The sequence below is a fragment of the Coleofasciculus sp. FACHB-712 genome, assembly GCF_014695635.1.
Lineage (GTDB): Bacteria > Cyanobacteriota > Cyanobacteriia > Cyanobacteriales > FACHB-T130 > FACHB-T130.
In genome coordinates, this window is record NZ_JACJOQ010000566.1 from 1 (window position 1) to 19,558 (window position 19,558).

The 19,558-nt window shown below is 47.6% G+C and carries 12 protein-coding genes; 6 read left to right on the forward strand and 6 right to left on the reverse strand.

What is annotated here, in order from left to right; genetic code table 11:
- Positions 1–3,021: CHAT domain-containing protein (locus H6F50_RS20375; RefSeq protein ID WP_190430113.1), on the forward strand; the 3,021-nt coding region annotated here is incomplete at its 5' end.
- Here H6F50_RS20375 and H6F50_RS20380 read toward each other — a convergent pair.
- Positions 2,982–3,155, reverse strand: a complete 174-nt coding sequence (locus H6F50_RS20380; RefSeq protein ID WP_190430114.1) for a hypothetical protein — start codon at positions 3,153–3,155, stop codon at positions 2,982–2,984. The genes H6F50_RS20375 and H6F50_RS20380 overlap by 40 nt on opposite strands.
- A 519-nt stretch (positions 3,156–3,674) precedes the next feature.
- On the opposite strand from H6F50_RS20380, the gene H6F50_RS20385 reads away from it, so the two are divergent.
- On the forward strand, positions 3,675–4,643 hold the full coding sequence (locus tag H6F50_RS20385) for an Hpt domain-containing protein (protein ID WP_190430115.1): 969 nt from the start codon (positions 3,675–3,677) through the stop codon (positions 4,641–4,643).
- Positions 4,644–5,209: 566 nt separating this feature from the next.
- Here the strand turns inward: H6F50_RS20385 and H6F50_RS20390 are convergent.
- The gene (locus H6F50_RS20390; protein WP_190413262.1) at positions 5,210–5,359 is read right to left on the reverse strand and encodes a hypothetical protein; all 150 of its coding nucleotides are present in this window, start codon (positions 5,357–5,359) and stop codon (positions 5,210–5,212) included.
- Positions 5,360–5,402: 43 nt separating this feature from the next.
- Between H6F50_RS20390 and H6F50_RS20395 the strand changes: the two genes are divergently transcribed.
- Positions 5,403–7,649, forward strand: coding sequence for a PAS domain S-box protein (locus tag H6F50_RS20395; protein WP_190430116.1), 2,247 nt, complete (start codon positions 5,403–5,405; stop codon positions 7,647–7,649).
- Positions 7,650–7,895: 246 nt separating this feature from the next.
- On the opposite strand, the gene hisA is transcribed toward H6F50_RS20395, so the two are convergent.
- From hisA to H6F50_RS20410, 3 genes are all read right to left on the reverse strand, one after another.
- Complete coding sequence (gene hisA, locus H6F50_RS20400) at positions 7,896–8,669, reverse strand: 1-(5-phosphoribosyl)-5-[(5-phosphoribosylamino)methylideneamino]imidazole-4-carboxamide isomerase (protein ID WP_190430117.1); 774 nt, start codon at positions 8,667–8,669, stop codon at positions 7,896–7,898.
- A 77-nt stretch (positions 8,670–8,746) separates the two neighbouring features.
- Complete coding sequence (locus H6F50_RS20405; protein ID WP_190430118.1) at positions 8,747–9,691, reverse strand: hypothetical protein; 945 nt, start codon at positions 9,689–9,691, stop codon at positions 8,747–8,749.
- 409 nt (positions 9,692–10,100) lie between these two features.
- Positions 10,101–11,795 carry a transglutaminase domain-containing protein gene (locus H6F50_RS20410; protein WP_190430119.1) on the reverse strand — a complete coding sequence of 565 codons (1,695 nt, stop codon included), beginning with the start codon at positions 11,793–11,795 and terminating at the stop codon, positions 10,101–10,103.
- A 560-nt stretch (positions 11,796–12,355) separates the two neighbouring features.
- On the opposite strand from H6F50_RS20410, the gene H6F50_RS20415 reads away from it, so the two are divergent.
- The 3 genes from H6F50_RS20415 to H6F50_RS20425 all read left to right on the forward strand — a co-directional run bounded on the left by H6F50_RS20415 (position 12,356) and on the right by H6F50_RS20425 (position 17,379).
- Positions 12,356–13,303 carry a DUF928 domain-containing protein gene (locus tag H6F50_RS20415; RefSeq protein WP_190413274.1) on the forward strand — a complete coding sequence of 316 codons (948 nt, stop codon included), beginning with the start codon at positions 12,356–12,358 and terminating at the stop codon, positions 13,301–13,303.
- 234 nt (positions 13,304–13,537) lie between these two features.
- Complete coding sequence (locus H6F50_RS20420; protein WP_190413276.1) at positions 13,538–14,368, forward strand: DUF928 domain-containing protein; 831 nt, start codon at positions 13,538–13,540, stop codon at positions 14,366–14,368.
- Between the two features lie 1,046 nt (positions 14,369–15,414).
- A complete protein-coding gene (locus H6F50_RS20425) occupies positions 15,415–17,379 on the forward strand; it encodes a ShlB/FhaC/HecB family hemolysin secretion/activation protein (RefSeq protein WP_242029131.1) in 1,965 nt (654 codons plus the stop codon).
- Positions 17,380–17,446: 67 nt separating this feature from the next.
- On the opposite strand, the gene H6F50_RS20430 is transcribed toward H6F50_RS20425, so the two are convergent.
- A partial coding sequence (locus tag H6F50_RS20430) for a CHAT domain-containing protein (protein ID WP_242029132.1) occupies positions 17,447–19,558 on the reverse strand: 2,112 nt, incomplete at its 5' end.

The following is a 19,558-nucleotide window of genomic DNA, read 5'->3' on the forward strand; positions in this document are numbered from 1 at the left end:
CCCGCAACAGCATCGAAAAATATTCAGGTTGGGAATGCGACTCCTGTAACCGATAGTTTGAATCTGACCGCCGCAAAGTTGGGACAATTGCAAGATGGCTTTAGCTCTATTACGATTGGACGCCTTGACGGCAGTGGTGCCATTGCAATCGACAGTGCAGGTGTCACCTTCAAAGATCCTCTCACCGTTCAAGCACCCTCTGGCTCAGTGGCGGTTAATGGAGCCATGACAGGCACGGGGGACGCCTCCATTACCCTCAATGCTGGATTAACCACCCTCAACGCAGATATCACTACCGCCGATCAAAACATTACTATCAACGGCGATATGCTTCTGGCTAAAGACATCACCCTCAGTACCGGCGCTCAAGGGGGTGGTGATATTGCTCTCGGTGGGAAGACGAATGGAACGGGCGCAGGGGGGCAAAACCTCACTTTAACTGCCGGTACCGGCAGCCTTAAAATCGCTGATGCAGTGGGCAACAGCACTTCCATCGGAGCCTTAACTACTAACACCAGTGGCTTCACTAGCTTGGATGGCAGCGTCAATACAGCCAGCGTGACGATACAGGGGAGTAGCGTCATCGGCGGGAATGTCACCACCAGTGGAATTCAAAACTATGGCGGCGATGTTTACCTCGGCGGTCAAAACCCGATAGAACTCACCAGTAGCGCTGGCTCGATTACATTTGGCGGTATCCTCGCTAATAGTGGCAATGCTCCCGATCTAACCATCAGTGTCAGCGGCAATGCTACCGACCTAACCATCAGTGTCAGCAGTGATGTCACTTTCCAGGATGCAGTGGGAGGAAATGGTTATTTTCTAGATAATCTGACTGTGAATAGCGGCAACAATGTCATTGCAAAAGATATTACGGCTACCGGGATTAAAATAACAGCGAACAATAGTATCAGTACAGGTTCGCTCAATACTAGCCAGACGACGGGAAATGGGGGAGCGATCGCTCTTACTGCTAAAAACAACCTTGCCACTGCTAACATCGACTCTCATTCTGATAATGGGGTTGGCGGAAATATTACCCTCATCAGCCAAACAGCCGCGATAAACACCGGAAATCTAACCGCCTCAGGGACGACTAAAGGCGGGAATATCTTCGTATCTGCCATTGACAGCATTACAACGCTGGGAATTAATTCCAGCGCTAGCTTCGGAGATGCTGGTAATGTCACCCTTGACCCCGAAAACGACATTCAAGTTAGCTTCATTAATGCCCAAGGCGGAACGGGAGGCAAAGGGGGCATCGTTGACATTACAACCGAAAGTTTGTTTCGAGCTACGGGTACCTTCACTGACCAAAATGGGCAAAAAGCAAGTATTTCCGCCGCTGGGGGTGCTGGTGAAGGTTCCATCATCCTGCGCCACGGAGGCGGTTCCAAAGACGTTCCCTTCGTCGTTGGTAAGGCTACCAACAACGGTACAGCGGGAGTATTAACAACTGGGTCAGGCAATACAATTGCTTCAGGATCTTTCCCCGGCAGCTATACTCAGGGCAAGATTCAGCTCGTTACTGCCGATCAAGCCGATCAACCTGATACACCGTCCTCACCGAGTCCTTTACCACCACAAGAAATAACGCCTCCACAGGAAACGCTAACGCCACAATTGTCGGTGTCTACCAGTTTGACTCTCGCGGAAGTTGACACCTTGTTTGCTGACCTAGACGAACCGTTCACGCGCCAGTTTGAGCAATATTTTAGTGGAAGTGCGGATACTCCGATTAGAACCCTCACCGAAGCCCGCGATATTCTTCAAAACATTGAAAAATCGACTGGGGTAAAACCGGCACTTATCTACATCACTTTTGTTCCTGCCACGGCGGCACCTCCTTCAGCTACCGATAAAACTCTATTACCTGCAACACCGCCAGAATCAGACATTCTTTGGCAGTTTAATCCCCAAGGCTTTGCCCTCAGCCAAGCATCCCCGCAACCCGCCGCTACTCCCGCTACCAGTCCCCCCGCCCAAGACAACGACCAACTCGAATTACTTGTCATCACTGCTAAGGGTCAACCGATTCGCAAACGGGTGCAGGGGACAACGCGCGAGGAAATTCTCACAGTCGCTAAACAATTCCGCAGCGAAGTTACTAACCTTAAAAAACCCAATGGCTACCTGGCACCATCTCAGGAACTTTATCAGTGGATGGTGGCACCTTTAGAAGCCGATTTACAAGCCAGAGGTATCCAAAATCTAGTATTTCTGATGGATACAGGTTTGCGATCGCTGCCAATGGCTGCCCTCCACAATGGTCAACAGTTCCTGGTGGAAAACTACAGCATCGGCATGATGCCCAGTCTTAGCCTCACCGATACCCGCTATGTGAGTATCAAAAACACTCAAGTTTTGGCAATGGGCGCGTCAAAGTTTACCGAACTGAATTCCTTACCAGCCGTGCCGATTGAATTATCTATCATCACTCCGACGCTGTGGTCGGGGAAATCTTTCCTCAACGAGAAATTTACGCTAGGAAATCTCAAGGCACAGCGTCAGCAACAGCCTTATGGAATTATCCACCTGGCAACGCATGGCGAATTTAAACCTGGGAAAATCGAAAACTCCTACATTCAGTTATGGGATACCAAGCTACGACTCAACCAGCTGCGCCAATTGGGCTGGAATGACCCGCCAGTGGAATTGTTGGTACTGAGTGCCTGTCGCACCGCACTGGGAGATGAACAAGCAGAGTTAGGCTTTGGGGGCATAGCAGTGCTGGCAGGGGTGAAATCAGTTGTAGCCAGTTTATGGTATGTCAGCGACGAGGGAACTCAAGGATTGATGGCGGATTTCTATGCCCAATTGAAGAAAGCCTCGATCAAGTCAGAAGCTTTACGGCAAGCGCAGATAGCAATGCTCAAGGGGCAGGTACGCTTGGAGGCGGGCGAACTGCGCCTCCCCACAGGAAACATCAAGCTGCCACCCGAACTCGCCAACCGGGGCGACACGCAGCTAACGCATCCTTACTACTGGGCAGCTTTCACGATGATTGGCAATCCTTGGTAAGAGGAGTAAGGGGTAAAGACTGAGGACTGACTGAGGGCTGAGGACTGAGGACTGAGGACTGAGGGCTGAGGACTGAGGACTGAGGACTGAGGACTGAGGGCTGAGGACTGAGGCAGAGAAAATCGTACTTGCATTCAGCCCTTCGCATTCGTAACTGATTTGGAAACTCTATTTTTTTCTACGTTTCTATGCGTCCTATAGCCCAGACAGCGCACGACTAAGCGAATCCGCGCCGCTATCGGCTTCGCCAGAGGTTACGGGTTCGCCCTCCATGCACTGGTATTCTCTGGAAAACACAAGGAAGGCGACAATCGAACCCGGTGACTTCGCCCGTCAACAGGTAACTGTGAAGTGTTGTTTGTTTTAGAAGCCACTGGTTCGCCTTTCAGCTTTTTGAAGCTTAGTTATAAAATACTTTCACGCAATGGCAAAATTAGCACTTGCTAATTTAAGTATTGCTACCAAGCTTTAAATTGGTGGTTTCGGCTATTTTAGGAACAGTCTCCAACGTATATCAAACTTAGCTGCGCTTCAACCTGAGGCGTGCCGACAGAAACAGGGGTAAACAGTGCCTAGTGGAAAAATCCACTGCCAGGAACGACTCCCCCATAACCAGGTGACTACACAAAATTGTTGTTTTGAGGAATGCTGCCGTGGAGTCGGGAAAGATTTTGGGCTTTTTCATCGAGGAGGCAAAAGAACACCTCGAAACCCTGGAAAAAGGGCTACTGGATTTGCGAGGCGTAATGGCAGATCAAGAAAGGATTAATGAAATGTTTCGCGCCGCCCATTCTGTCAAGGGAGGGGCAGCGATGCTGGGCTTCAACAGTATTCAAAAAGTTTCCCATCGGTTTGAGGATTGTTTCAAGCTCCTCAAGGAACATCCAGTCAATATCGATAGCGATCTGGAGTCCATGTTTTTAGAAGGGTATGACACCCTTAAGCACTTAGTTGACCAGCTTCAGGGGCCATTTGGTCTCCGAGAAGAGGAAGGCGAGAAAATCGTACAAGCAGCAGAACCTAATTTTGTTAAGTTACAGGCACACCTTAACCACCTGCTTGGGGCGGCAGGAAGCGCTCCAGAAGCGAGCAAAACGTCAACTCCAGATATTTCTGCTCAGGTGACTGGGGTTCTAAAACAAATGTTGCCGCTGTTTAAACAAGCAGAAACACCCGCAAATCGTCAACAACTTTGCGCTTTGTGCAGTCGTCTCGTGCAGATGAGTGCTGAAATAAAAACCTGGCAAGTGCTGGTAAGAACTGCAAATCGAGCGATCGCTAATCCCAAAAATACTTATGCCACCTTGGCACCGATTGTAATTAAGGAACTCAAGCAGGCTAGCGATCTGTTGCCACACGGAAAAACTGACGCGATCGCGCCGAGTGCCAGTTTGCGGCTGTTGGCAGCTTCCCCAGAAGCAACTACCGCCCCAATTCCACCGGCAAAGGTGGCAGTTGGGGAAGGGGTACCCAGCCCAACGGAGTCAAAACCCACTCCGACATCCATCAAACAAATCGCCGTGCCTGTAGAACCTAGGGCGGCGGCAAAGGTTTTGGCTCAAGTGTTTAATAAAGAGCAACTGCTGCTGCTAGCAAAGTTACTCCATCAAGCTTCTCGCTGATTCTCTCTACCACAAAACGCGGCTGTTGCACAAAGCACGCGGCTACTTTTCCTTTGCTCAACCAGCTACAGAATCAATCGATGGGGCAGTGCTTTGGGTACTGCCCCATCGTTTTTTTTGCAATTAGACGAACATTCATCATTAAGCTGTCTTTTGCGATTCAAAAAATAGGTATAAAAACTGCTTTCTCCTTTCACTTTAATTTTTGATTAGGTCAAAACTTTCAGTATGTTTGCGTGTAAAAAATAACGAATACTGACTGGCAAATAACCGATTAATCCTTAGGAATAGTCCTTGTGGTTAATTCCAGAGAACAACTAGCAACAATTTAGCTTTTTGGACATTAAGAAAAGACAAGTATTATTTAAATATTTAAAAATATATACAGAAATCTAAATATCTTATTCAATTTTTTAACCTAGTTTTAGGAAAACAACTCCTTTTAGGCCAGAAATTCTCATTACTTGTTAAAACTGATACCAATAGAGACTCAAAACCCTTAGCTACAGTGATTAGAGTGTAACTTTTAGAAAAAATAAGCATCTATCTATTTGTAGACAAACTTGTTAATCTGGTGGCTTCAAAGACTTAAATAAAATAGTCTGAAAGTTACGACTCAGGGTGTATGCAGCTCCACAGCTAGAAAGGCTATACCAGAGTAGAGACAAAAGGGTGTATCCAGTCCAACGGCTGAACGAGTTAACAAAGATTGCCATAATAAAAACTCCAGGTACTCAGCCAGTGCCTTGATTGAAAGCTATGCGAAGTTTACAAGCGAATCAGCAAGGCGCTGCCCAATCAGCGCCCAGGATGGATACCCTCCCTCAGGCACTTCTGAGCGAACTAGCAGTTGGCGTCTTGGTGATGGGAGCGCAGGGAGAAATACGCTTTACGAATCAGGCGACACTGGACTTGCTGGATTTAACAGCAGACCAGATGCTGGATCAAATGCCGCTCGATCCCGCTTGGCACGTCATCCAGGAGAATGGAACGCCATTTCAGATGAAACTCCACACGGCACCAGTCCGGGCAAAGCAAGCATTGTTGCTGCTTTCGACCCGGCAATCGCTGCGAAACCTGGTGCTAGGGGTTTATAGACCGACAAAGCGCGATCGCGTTTGGATATCTGTTAACACCGAACCGCAGTTAGATCCAGATGGTTGCGTCGAGCAAGTCGTCTGCACGCTGAGTGAAATCACCAACCAAAAGGCAAGCGAACAATTTTCAAAAATCAATGAATGTTTTTCGGGTCTTGGTTCCGACCCAGATGAGAATATTAACCGCATCACGGCATCCGCAGGGGAATTACTAGGCGGTGCTTGGGCAGTCTACAATCGACTGCATCAAGGCTTACTGTGGTCTTGGGGTCAATGGCAAACGCCGTCGGAGTTCCCAAATGTAGGCGATCCGGACGGACATCTCTGTTATGACGTGATTCAGCAGGGAAGCAACCAGCCCTATGTCGTTCAGGATTTACCCAACACCCCCTACGCACACAGAGATCCTTGGGTCATTCCTTACCAACTGCAAACCTACGTTGGACAAGCAGTTAGATGCGCGGGGGAATATATCGGCTCGCTTTGCATGGTCTATCAGAACCAGTTTGTTCCCACAGAATCTGATAAAAAGCTGATCGGGATTATGGCTGCGGCGATCGGTGTAGAAGAGGAACGCAAGAGGGAAGCAGTGGTGTGGGCGCAAAACGAAGGGAAATGGCGATCGCTACTGCAAAACAGCTCCAATTTGATCACAATCTTGGAAGCGGACGGGACCATCAAATACGCAAGTCCTGCCATTGAGGGCATTTTAGGATATAAGCAAAAAGAATTAATTGGCAAAAATACCTTTGACCTTGTTCACCCAGAGGATGTTTCTTTAGTCAAAAACGATTTTCAAGGCGTCCTCGAAAATTCAACAACTGCTTTATCCATTGAGTTCCGATTTCAGCACAAAGATGGCTCGTGGCGTTATATCGAAGCAACCCACAGCAATCTGGTAATGGATGCACCAGGGGTTCGCATTGTTGTGAACTCTCGTGACATTACCGATCGCAAACTGGCTGAGACAGCTTTAATTCAATCGGAAGCGCAACTGAGAGACAAAGCAGCTCAGTTGGAACAAGCCTTATACGAACTGCAACAAACTCAAAGTCAACTGGTACAAACCGAAAAAATGTCCAGTTTGGGGCAGTTAGTCGCCGGTGTTGCTCACGAAATTAACAACCCGGTTTCTTTTATCTACGGTAATCTTCCCTACGCGACGGAGTATACTCAAGACCTGCTGCATCTCGTTCACCTCTACCAGCAGGAATATCCACAACCAACACCTGCCATTCAAGAAGCAGCAGAAGCACTGGACATAGATTTCCTCAGTGAAGACCTTCCAAAACTGATGAATTCAATGCAAGTGGGAGCTGAACGCATTCGCCAAATTGTGTTGAGTTTGAGGAACTTCTCTCGGCTAGATAAAGCGGCAAGGGAGCCTTTCGATCTCCACAATGGAATCGATAACACTTTACTTTTGTTACAACATCGCTTGAAGCCGAAAGCAGGACGCACCGAGATCCAGATAGTTAAAGAGTATGACAACCTGCCTCGTGTCGATTGTTATGCTGGGCAAATCAATCAGGTATTTATGAATATTCTGAGTAATGCGATTGATGCCCTAGAAGAGTCAATCATTAATGGTGAATGGTCAGTTGCCAGTAGAAAAACAACTGACATTCCTACTATCCGGATTCGCACCGAACTGGCAAATGACAATAAGGTGGTCATTCAGATTACTGATAATGGCCCTGGCATTCCATCTGAAGTGCAGCAACATATATTTGACCCTTTCTTTACTACTAAACCAGTCGGTCAAGGTACTGGCTTGGGGTTGTCAATCAGCTACCAGGTTGTTGTAGAAAAACACGGCGGCGTCTTGAAGTGTCAGTCGGCACCGGGAGAAGGAACGGAATTCTGTATCGAGCTACCCGTAAATCTTCCCCAGCCGGAAGGCGCTTAGAATTGAAATAATCACGATTAATGGGAAGGTTGGCAGTGCCCACCTTCCTATTCGCTAAAATCCTTGCTTAATTTAATTCAAGAACTCCCAAGTTTAGCTTCAATAATGCTTTTATCCACTGCTAAAGCCTTGACGGGTCTCTGCAAAATCATAATCAGGGGATTACTAATATATACCAGTTCTAAATGATTCGTGAAGACGAGATCCCCGACTTCTTAAAGAAGTCGGGGATCTGAAGAGCTGGTATCAAGCAAAAGTGGAAAAGCCCAAATCTGGCGGGACATCTTGAATACGCCCCGACCCTATCGCTTGCAGGGCTGCTTTGAGCGAAACATCACCTGTATAGAGGGCACGACCCACAATCACACCGCTAACTCCCAAAGGTTCGAGTGTTAGTAAACTCAACAAGTCAGTAATCGAACTAACACCGCCAGAGGCAATAATGGGGATGGAAATAGCGTTGGCGAGTTCTCTTAATGCCTCTAAATTAGGGCCAGAAAGCGTGCCATCTCGATGAATATCGGTGTAGATAATGGCAGCAACCCCTAATTGTTGCATTTGCTTAGCCAAGTCGATTGCCGCAACTTCAGACGTTTCTAACCAGCCTCTTGTGGCAACCTGTCCATTCCGGGCGTCAATTCCTACGATAATTTGCCCTGGAAATTCCTGGCAAAGTTCTTCGACCAACTGGGGTTGTTCTACGGCTATGGTTCCCAAGATTACCTGCTTCACACCCATGTTTAGCAGATGAGAGACTGAGCTTTTGTCGCGCAAGCCGCCCCCTACTTGGATTTCTCCCGGCACTGCCTGTAAAATCGCCTCAATTGCCTGTCGGTTGACCAGTTGACCTGCCTTAGCACCGTCGAGGTCTACGATATGCAACCGGGTTGCCCCCTGTTCTACCCACTGTTTAGCAATATTAGCGGGGTTGTTATCAAAAACTTGCGATCGCGCGTAGTCTCCCTGATATAACCGTACGCACCGACCTTCTAGCAAATCAATCGCTGGAATTACATTCATCTTCAGCTATTCAAATAATCAAATGAGTAGAGTGGACAGCGCCCCCCTACTCAGTCCAGACTATCAGCTAACAGCTATCAGCTAGCAGCTAATTGTTGTGGTGGCAGCCCAAACAACTCTTCGAGATAATCAGGCGTCAGAGTTTGGTTCCAGTGACGCAGCTGCACCATGAGTCGGGCAAATGTGAAAACTAATTCCACTGCGTACAAGGCATAGCCAATTTGCAAGACATCGTTGCCTTTCGGGCGTTCGCCCTGGTGATGTTTGAGAAGACCCATTAAATTTTTAGTGGTGCCCTGCAAGCGGGTGAGATAGGAATCTCCAAACGCCCAACGGCTAATCCCCCAGAACTTTGCTAGGTGATTGATTTCGTCTTGCATGGGTTGCGCGATCGCTTGTTGCAATGCCCCCGTCGAATGAGCCATTAACCAGAGATATACAGACGTTGCTCCCCACTCGGTTGCGATCCGGGCGATCGCGTGTTTATAAACATCTTCTCGTAGATTTCCACTCGATTCATAGCCTTTTACTGAGTTCGGATGGGATTGTAGTTTATCACCCGTTAATTGTTGATAGATTTTGCTAAAAGTGGGGCGGTGTTGCCGTTCTTCTTTCTCCCATATTCCGACTTCTAGCATCGTGCCATCCGCTGCAAAGGTACCGCCCACAAATCGTGCCATTGGAAAGTGGGCTGTCTGCAAATAATTCCAGCTTTCCATCGCATAAGCGCGAATCGGCGTTTCAATCTCCACCGCATTTGCAACTGTTGCAATAAATAATTCGGGAGCAACACCGATAATTTGATTAGAAGTAATTGCTTGCCAATCAATCGTTTCCCAGCGGCGCTGATGAGGATTTTTAAACTGTCTCGGTAAGTCTGACAGGTTCTGCTGGAGAATCTCCAACGATAGATAGCGCTCAATCAGATAATTAATGCGCGATCGCGTTTGTAAATAATGCGGCTGGGGATATTGATATCCAGCTAGATCGACCGAGCGCTCTTTAATGCTAGAATTATTCATAGATTCAGTGCTTCCTTCTTGCTTTAGCCTTGATTAATAAGTACCTATTCAACCCTCTAGCAAGTATCTTTGTAACAGCATTCTGATATTCAAAAGCTTAGATTCTTGATAAAGATTGATGCTTGTAGGACAAATTTAGTATCGAAGAGCAATCCGGATTTTTTCTAAATTTTGTGACAGTTAAAATATTGACCTACTGTGAAAGTCTTAAATTAGCGATCGTTAAGCGATTTCCAATTACTTTAATAGGCGATAGATACCATTTTCCCTAAACTGCTGCTTTCTGGTAAAAACGGAGAACAGCTTGTGACAGTTTAAGCAGCGACCTACTAGGGAATAGCGGACAATTAGCAATGAGTACCCAGTGAAAAAGGGTGGACAGTGCCCACCCTTCTGACTTTATTCACCCTTATGAGGACGGTGCTAGTTCCTCCAAAATCGTAAATCTCACATGATTTAGAGATAATTCTCCAATAGAAACGGACTGCTTATTGACTCTTTCCCCATGACTCATCAAGCTTTCAAAGGTGATACCTTTGCCCATTTCAGCGTGATACCAAGCTAAACCCATGAAAAACCGCGATGGATAGGGGCCTTTTTCGACCACATCATCCGGATTGGATTCCATCGGCAACCAACCAAATCCAGGCAGGTAGAACTCCATCCAGACATGATTAAAATCAGGTTGCAGGGGCAAATTCATCAATTCAGGATGGGGAGGGCACTTGTAGCGACCTACCGTGCGGCAGGCAATGCCATTCAGCCGCGCCAGGGCAAGTAAAACCCCCAGGTACTCACCGCAGGAACCAACACCCCTTTCTAAGGCGACATCTGGCGGGTCAATGTAGGGCTTAATCCCGTAGGAAAGACGGTCATAGACATAGTTGCGAATTTTGAAAATTTTCCGCAGCATATTCGTTTCGCTGCCAATCGCTTCCTTGGCGGCCTTGAGGATGATATCGGTGTCCATTGCCAAATCATCATCATCCGTCAGATATTTGCTGCGTAACTCAGGCGGGAGGTCGGGAAGTTTTTCGGCATCTCTGGGCGTCAGGCGATATTTGATGCTCCAGACTTCTATCAGGGCTTTCCAGCCAAATATATAGCGATCGCCAGTTTTGAGGCTGTTAAATTTAAATACAGCCACCCGCTGTCCGTCTTGAATTTCTTCCGTGAAAGGCAATCCGACCGCTTCAATTTTTCTGATCTTCTGTCGATGAGTCTCCGAGGGTAGAGCAATTCGCCACTCCACATTTTCTAAATCCACCTCGTCGAGGGGGGAAAGTTCCTCGACGTAGGAAATTTCCATCAGATAACCATTTGAGAGAGCGTAGCGTTCAGCCTCGTTGTAGTAAAAATACAACGGGTGAATAAACGTGCGATCGCGGTACTGTAATTCGTAATTCGGGTCGGCGTTCGGGTTATCGCGCAGGTAAGGCTCCTCACCTGCATAAGCTACGTAGAGAATATCTTTCCCCGTTTGAGGATCTGTGTAAAAAGCTAACCCTGTCGGGCATTCAAAAGGCGTCAGTACGCTGAATTTGATCTCACCCGTAGCTCGGTCAAGGCAGTAAACTGTTTGCTCAATGCTATCGGAAACCCAGAGTTCCTCACCCTTGACTGTGATATTTTCTACCCCTACTCCAGGGGCATAAAATCGGGTAATTTCTTGACCTGTCTCACGACTAAGAACAAGAATATATCCCGCCTTCTGGGAAGTCACGTAAACAGTTGATTCCCAAACAGCAACCCCATTGGCTGGGTAGGGCAAGGTGACAAAAGACTGAGGCGTCAAATCAGTGGTAGAGATGCCATTAATGGCGTTTGGACAAAAGAAAACACCATTTTCCTGGGTACACCAGAGAGTATCTTCCCAAAGAGCTAACCCAGTCACGCCCAGAAAATCTGGCAGATGATTGGCATTGAGTATAGTAGTGTTGTCACTCTTCGGATCGATTTGCAGCAGATACCCGTTAGTGGCGTCAATGGCGATAAGTGTATCTTTCTGAGAAGCAATGCCATGTATGGCAGCAGCTGCAATCGGTCTAATTGTCCGATGCCAAGGATTTTCTTTGAGTGGTAGAGCCGCTGAATCAGGAATCATCTCAAATCTCAGTGAAGTTTATGTAGAAGTGGATACCCAGGGAGGCAGAGGGGTTTGAAAGTTGGGATTTGGGATTATGAGGATTTAGTCAATCTAGAATAGCGATCGCCACTCTCAAATTGGTTTGACCCTAGTCTTAGCCCAAGTTACCAAAAATGCAACCAAGACAACTGCTTTATACGAACTTGAGTACGATCTTATTTGTCTGTGTCAGCCGGGAACTCTAACAACGGTTAGGACTTCTTTAATTAATGACCCAACTAAGGATTGAGCCGACCCATTGCCTTTAGATGCCCCCACTGGGGATTCTTGCAGAAGGGCAGACTTCATGACTCGATGTCCGAATAGAAAAACAAATTTTCCGTACATGAGTTTGATATATAATTATGGACACGCGATCGGACGAGCTTGCTGCTCCAAAGCGATATCAATCTAACGATTGGTTGTTAAACAGAACCATCAAAAGTGTAAGAGTGCAGAGCCATCCACAACTGTCTGGATGGGCAAAATCTTCAGGCACTCCACTTGAAAAGGTCAGGAAATTGAAAGAGACCGGATTCATGAGGTCTACACAAGAAACTACAGTTCCGCAAAAATTAGGGGTCGATTGCGATACGCTCCCTAAAGGAGAAACCCTCGGCAAAATTCAACCCAATTTCAATTTTTTAAGTAGACTCGTTGAAGTAAAAATCCCACAGCTTAAGTTCTGGGGAGTGTCAACAGAAAACAGTTCTAGCATGATTTGGATGAAACGCTACTCACAGATTACAACACTGGCTGTTTCCTTAACGCTCGGACTGGTTCTGAACGTGCCTTCCCAGGCACAGGCACAGCCTGCCTCACTCAGCCGCAGCCTACTACCCGATACTTTAAACTTCAAGCCGCCAGAGCGAGGCACTCCTGATGGCAGAGAACAAGGTGCAACCCGCTATCCCACCATTTGCACGCAAGGTCTCACTGCCTTAAGACCCTTGGATGTTGGGTTAACGGTTGCAGAGTATCCAACCTTCTCATGGTATATGTCTACAACGTCGGCTCGGTCAGCGGAATTTGTGCTGAGAGATGCAAGCGACCGAGAAGTCTACAAAGCAAATTTTGCAATCGCAGGAAAACCTGGCATTTACAGCCTCAACCTTCCTCCATCCGCCAATTTACCACCCTTGGCGCAGGACAAGGAATATCATTGGGACGTCTCGGTGATTTGTGATGCTAACGACCGGGAGAAAGATATTGTCGTCGGGGGTGCGATCAAGCGCATCGCACCCGATTCAGCCTTGGTCAGACAAATCCAGCGAGCCACTTTACAAGAGCGCGTTGGTCTCTATGCACAAGCTCGCCTTTGGCATGAGACACTCGCTACCCTGCTGGAGCTACGCCGGTTGAATCCTAATGATTCTACTCTGGCATCTGACTTGAAAAAGCTGTTACTGTCAGTTGAACTGAACAAGGTTGCGAGCGAACCTCTAGTACAGAGCGCAGCTAGTCGAAGAACAACTGGCTCAAACTAAAACAACCAGTCTTTAGGTTGTTATATCTGCTAAAAATTAGGAATATTTGACCCACTCGTTCAGAGTTTTCAACCCCAAAATGCGACTTGATGAAGGCAGAAAGCCGAGTTCGGATCGTGAAGAAAACGATTTACGGGTTGGGTAGTCAGTCAATCTAGGGCGGGACAATCAAATCTTGTTGGTTGAACCGCACCTATCTATTCAAAACTCAAAATTCTTTGGAGCAGTTCTGCTATGGACTGGATGAAGTCCCCTAGGTTAAAACGAGCCTTAGCTATCTCTATGGAAGTGGCACTGCTCACGGGTTTCTCAACTCTGATAGGGACACCACCAACACTACTCGCCCAAGGAATGCCCGATCGGTGGATAGTTGCTGGATATAATCCACCTAAAACCGTTGGGGCACCAGGGCGCAGAGAAGGGGGCGGAACTCGCAGTCCTGGAAGCTGCCCAGTGGCAGGCAAGCCGCTCACCGCGCTGATCCCTGCCAATAATATTGGGCTTACAGTAGCAGCATATCCGAGCTTTTCATTCTACGTCCCTCCAGTGCCCGCCCAAGCGTCGCCACTGGCGCTAGAGTTTGTACTGAAGGATGAAAAAAACGATCGAGAGATTTATACAACAACCTTTATGACTACGGGGAAGGGGGGTATTGTCAGCATCAGTCTTCCAACTTATGCTGGATTACCACCCTTGGAAGTCGGTAAGAATTATCAGTGGTCCTTGTCGATGGTTTGCGATTCCGAACAGCGATCGCTCGATGTTTTTGTACAAGGTTCGATTCAGCGGGTTCCACAAACCGCGCAGCTTGATAATCAGTTGAGGGTGGCTACACCGAATAAGCGCCCAGATGTTTATGCAGAGGCGGGGATGTGGTTTGATGCCTTAACTACTCTGGCAGAACTGCGCCGCTCCAATCCGAACAATTCCGCTTATTCTGCTGAGTGGGAACAACTCTTGAAGGCAGTTGGACTGGACAACATTGCCAAAGAGCCTTTGCTTCCCAGTATGACGACATCTGCTAGCCAAACGACACCCTTTCAGCGCTTGAGAGAAAATCAATAGTTTTGAATGAACTGCTCCCTCACTTTAAGGATGAAAATATACTTAATTTCTCATCCTTGAAGACTCAGCAGGCAATGGGGCAGGGAAAAAGCTTATGCCCCTACCACTTAGCACTGCAATTTTCTGTAAATACGAAATGAACGGCTAGAGGACAGGATAAAGCTGAAGGCTGGATATCTAAACTCCACAAGTGTCCCGGCTTATATCAATTCACTTTATTGGGGCTGTACTTTAATTCTCGCAGCCCTTTTTTCTAGCGATCGCGTTGTGGCGCAGATGCACTCTCTTTGCAGGGATTGGGGTCTCTGATGTACCATCTTTTGTGAAATGGTACTATAACCTTTTACCTTAATATCGCCTAAAATAGATTGCTGAAAGTGGCTACTGGCAAGACTTGTACCAGCCAAAATCGGCAATTCAAAATTTCAAATCTTATAGAGGGACGCATCACACTTTTACCCTCTCGCCATTATTACCTCGTACTCTCAGCAGGATATTCTGGATAGCACGCTAGGGGAGAAAATTAGCAATTCCCTCCTGGTTTAGCCCAAACTGGGTAAAGCTGTCAGGAAAATACGTTCCCTGGCTGAATAATAGTGCCGCAGGTGATATCGATCCGTTTGTCTTGGGGATCGCGAATCCAGTCTGAAATGAGAGTGCGCGTGCAATCAGGTGCAAAAGTCAGGTGCAAAAGTCATTGATTGGGCGTTTGAGTGTGGTAGCAAACCGATCTTGTTCGCGAGCAAATTAGCTCGCCTTCTGAAGGCACAATGTAACTAGCAAAGAGGCGACGCCATTGACAGATGATGGCATAATGAAAACATAAAATTGAGTCTTCAGATAGATGCAATTTTGGTGAAAACCGCAAAATCATGCCGCTCGTTTGCTTGCAAAAGTAACATTCTCGCTCCTAAAAGCGAGAATGTTACTTTTGGAGAGAGAAAAGGAAAAAAGTTGAATTAAGTAAAGAAAATACGGATTGGATACAAAAAAATTGTATTAATTGAAGTTTTTAGACAATTCAACCCGTGGAGAACACAGCTACCATGCGTTCAAAATTTCAATGGTTTTGGTGTGGAGTGTTAATTGAGGGTGCGATCGCTTGTGTCTCTGCCAGCGGTGCTAATGCCAAAACACTACCGGCAACGCCCGATCTGAATGGATTGAATTTTCATCGCGAAATGGAAACGATGAAAGCGTTTTCCAGCGACGAGAGAGCAAAAAAAGAACCCGCTAGGCGTTCAGTTGCCCCGTCAAAGGGCATACAGCAAAAGCGAGTGGGAGTTGTTCATCCTGAGCCAGAGAGGTCTGAAAATAGGCGGCTGCAAGCGCAGACCCTACCGGCTTCACCGCAGAACCAACCACAGCTAAATCAACCCCTGCAACCCCAATCCGATCCTAACCGCGATCGCTTTCCGCAGCCTGCACCCCTCCCAGAACCTCTGCCGGAAGAGTCACCGTCGCCCGTACTGACGCCGCCGACACCAGCACCCGATTCTGCACCGTCCTCAGCCACGCTTGAGGTGAAAAAGATTCAAGTCACTGGCAGCACCATCTTTGGGGCAGAACAGTTGAACTCGATTACTCAAACTGTAGAGGGGCGGACTGTCACCCTAGAAGAACTCAGAAACGTTGCCGATGCGATTACCCAGTTGTACCTCAATCAAGGCTTCATCACCTCAAGAGCCATCCTGGTAGACCAAGCCATTACGGATGGTGTCGTCCAGATTCGCGTCATTGAAGGCAGCCTAGAAGAGATTAGGGTAGAAGGAACGCGCCGGTTGAATTCAAATTACGTGCGATCGCGCGTGCGTTTGGGGGCTGGCAAACCGCTCAATACGGGCAAGCTAGAAGATCAATTAAGGCTATTGCGCGTCGATCCCCTATTTAAAAATGTAGAAGCCAGCCTCCGCTCTGGGAGCGGGGTGGGTCAAAGTATTCTCGTCGTTCGCGTTACCGAAGCCAACCCCTTTTATGGCAGCTTCGGCGTCGATAACTACTCGCCTCCGAGCGTTGGTTCCGAACGATTGGGCGTCAATCTGGGTTATCGCAACATCACCGGCATTGGAGATGAAATTTTTGGCTCCTATTACCATACAACTACAGGCGGCGCTGATGTTCTTGACTTAAACTATCGGGTGCCGCTCAACCCCATGAACGGCACCTTGCAACTGAGATATGCTCCCAACCGAAATAGAGTCACCCAAGCCCCTTTTGAAGTTTTCGACATTCGGGGAGAATCACAGCTTTATGAAATTAGTTATCGACAGCCGTTAATCCGCTCACCGCGTGAAGAATTTGCCCTTTCTTTAGGCTTTACTCACCAGAATGGTCAGACTTTTACTTTTGCAGGGCCAACCCCGTTTGGTTTTGGCCCCGACGAAGAAGGTCGCAGCCGCACCAGCGTGATTAAATTTGGGCAAGACTATCTGCGTCGGGATGTTAAGGGTGCTTGGGCATTGCGATCGCTTTTTAGTCTTGGCACTGGCTTATTGGATGCCACCATCAATCCCGACCCCATACCCGATGGTCGGTTCTTAAGCTGGCTGGGCCAAGTGCAGCGAGTTCAAGTCCTGAATAACAATAATTTCTTAATTGTGCAAGGAGATATTCAGCTATCAACCAGTGGCTTATTACCCTCCCAACAGTTTGTAATTGGCGGCGGTCAATCGTTGCGCGGCTACCGGCAAAATGTGCGTGCTGGTGACAATGGAGTGCGACTTTCAATTGAAGATCGCATTACCGTTCAGCGAGATGAAGCCGGTGCCGCCACATTGCAGTTTGCTCCTTTTGTGGATGTGGGTTGGGTGTGGAATGTGTCTGATAATCCCAACGATGCCACGTTACAGGATGAGAGATTTTTAGCAGGTGCTGGCTTAGGGCTAATCTGGCAACCTCTGCCCAAGCTAAATATACGACTAGACTATGGCATTCCACTGGTTGATATTGAAGACCGTGGCGAAAATGCCCAAGATCGGGGATTTTATTTCAGCGTTAACTATCAATTTTAGAAAGAATTAAAAATTAAAAATTGAAGAACTCCTCATTTTTAATTTTTAATTCTGCATTTTGCATGGATTACCACGGGTTGCCAATCATCGTAAAAGCTGCCCAATAATAAGGATGAGATAAATTTTGATTCTCCAGCTTCGCGAGTTCGGGCGTTAGAACCACATCCCCTCTGGGAGTTTGCAGTTTACCTCCCTGTATTCGCACTTGCCCCTTCAGCATCGCTACCTGTGCTTGCCGCAGTGCCTCCACTCTCACGGAGGCTTTTTTCAATTCTTGGTAAAATTCCGTCATCAGTCCCAAGGTGCCTTGGTCGCTGACGTACCAAAGACTTGCCAGCGCTGACTTAACCCCTGCCTGCACTGCCAGCCCAGCAAAACCCAGCTCCGCCTGCTCATCACCCAGTGCAGTGCGACAGGCACTCAAGACTAACAAATCTACCGGCGGGTCATTCCACTCAAGCTGTGGCAATTGGTTTAAGGACAGCTTCGTGTCCCATAGCTGAATGTAGGAGTTACTCGGATCTCCTGGTTCAAATTCTGCATGGGTTGCCAGGTGAACAATTCTAAACGGTTGTAGACGGCGCTGAGTCTTGAGATTCTTGAGAGTGAAAGCATTGTTGAGGAAGGATTTACCAGGCCACAACTCAGGTGTAATGATTGATAACTCGGTTGGCACAGCGGGAAGCGGGTCTTGGTCGGGAAATTCCGATGCTCCCATTGCCAAAACTTGAGAGTTTTTTAGGTTGCGTTGGAGAGTGTCCGTTAGGCTAAGACTGGGGATCAAGCTGACGCTGTATTTCTCCACCAGAAATTGTTGACCATCATATAAAGCTGCAAATGGTACAGAACGCAACCCACTATCGGGCACGAATACGAGATTTTGGATGCCTCTAGCTTGTAAATCGCCTTCTAGCGGAGCGATTAGCCACTGATACAGTTGCTTGGCTGAGGTCAGGTAGGTGGGAGTGCGTCTGATCCGAATGACTTCCTTGCGAAATTGCTCGGCGACTTTGAGAACTTGCGTTCGCGAAGCGTATGCGCCTTGCGCTCCTAGCACGGCTCCCGATAACCGCTTGCGGATGGGTGGACCCTCTGCCGTTACCAGCACTACTTCCAGCTCGTCGCTCTGAGGGCTAACGGCTGTAGAGGCTGGGGTTTCCTGCCCCTGCTGAGTGTTGAGTGAGAGGGATTTTTCAGTCCCTTGTACTCTCCTACTTTCCTGCACCTCTGGGGCAATAGTTTTGGGAACAAAAGCAACATACATCAGCGCTGGTCTGACTCCCGTTTCTGTTTCAATTCTTGCGAGAGTCTGACGAGCATCAAGCAGAGAATTAACACGAGTGGGAAGATTATTGAGACCGAAATATTCGGCAAATTGACGAGTAAAAATTTCTTCGCGTTCGGTCACGACCGCGTCAATTTCAATTGCCGGAATATCCGGCGGGAGTTCTGTGGGTGGCTCCTCTTCTGGGTCGTCGATTAAGATTGTGGGATCGATTATTTGATCGGGATCGGCAGTAATTAATTGAATATTTCCCTGGGTGTCTGGCCCAGGAAAAGATTGGAAGGTCGAAATCGTGAATTGCCCATTGTTCAGTGCTCCGGCTGTCCCGTTCGTTGTTGGATTTCCAACTAAAAAAGGAACTAAATTATTGCCGCCACCATGCTGGATAGCGATCGCGCCTCCTCCAATTCCTCCGGACGTAGAGATACTGGCAGAGATCCCATCTTGGTCTAGAAAAGTGCCCGTAGCTTTGAAAAATTGACCAGTTGCAATGTTAACGTTTCCCCCCACGCCATTCGTTCCCCCTTGGGCATTGATGGAGGCAACTTGAATATCTCCAAGCGGATCGAGGGTGACAGATCCCCCATTCCCAATTGCTGAACTAGAGTTGATGACTCCAGCGTTGATTTCGTTCAGAGCCAAAAGCGCGATCGCGCCCCCGTTACCAGCGTTGGAAGAGGAATTAATAGAACCAGCAATATTAATTGTCCCTGTTGGACTATTGGGTGAAGTAATATTGTTAATTTTGTCAAGTGCCGAAAGAGTAATTGCACCTCCATCTCCAAGATTTGATGAAGAATTTAAAAAACTTTTAATGTTAATTGAACCTGCTGTACTCGTTAGAAAAATATTGCCGCCATTACCTGAATCAGAAGTTGTCAAAATCCCGTCTAA

Coding starts and splice junctions, on each gene's coding strand:
- H6F50_RS20380 (WP_190430114.1), bottom strand. CDS start 3,155: ATGCAAGTACGATTTTCTCTGCCTCAGTCCTCAGCCCTCAGTCCTCAG.
- H6F50_RS20390 (WP_190413262.1), bottom strand. CDS start 5,359: ATGGCAATCTTTGTTAACTCGTTCAGCCGTTGGACTGGATACACCCTT.
- H6F50_RS20395 (WP_190430116.1), top strand. CDS start 5,403: ATGCGAAGTTTACAAGCGAATCAGCAAGGCGCTGCCCAATCAGCGCCC.
- hisA (WP_190430117.1), bottom strand. CDS start 8,669: ATGAATGTAATTCCAGCGATTGATTTGCTAGAAGGTCGGTGCGTACGG.
- H6F50_RS20405 (WP_190430118.1), bottom strand. CDS start 9,691: ATGAATAATTCTAGCATTAAAGAGCGCTCGGTCGATCTAGCTGGATAT.
- H6F50_RS20410 (WP_190430119.1), bottom strand. CDS start 11,795: ATGATTCCTGATTCAGCGGCTCTACCACTCAAAGAAAATCCTTGGCAT.
- H6F50_RS20415 (WP_190413274.1), top strand. CDS start 12,356: ATGAGGTCTACACAAGAAACTACAGTTCCGCAAAAATTAGGGGTCGAT.
- H6F50_RS20420 (WP_190413276.1), top strand. CDS start 13,538: ATGGACTGGATGAAGTCCCCTAGGTTAAAACGAGCCTTAGCTATCTCT.
- H6F50_RS20425 (WP_242029131.1), top strand. CDS start 15,415: ATGCGTTCAAAATTTCAATGGTTTTGGTGTGGAGTGTTAATTGAGGGT.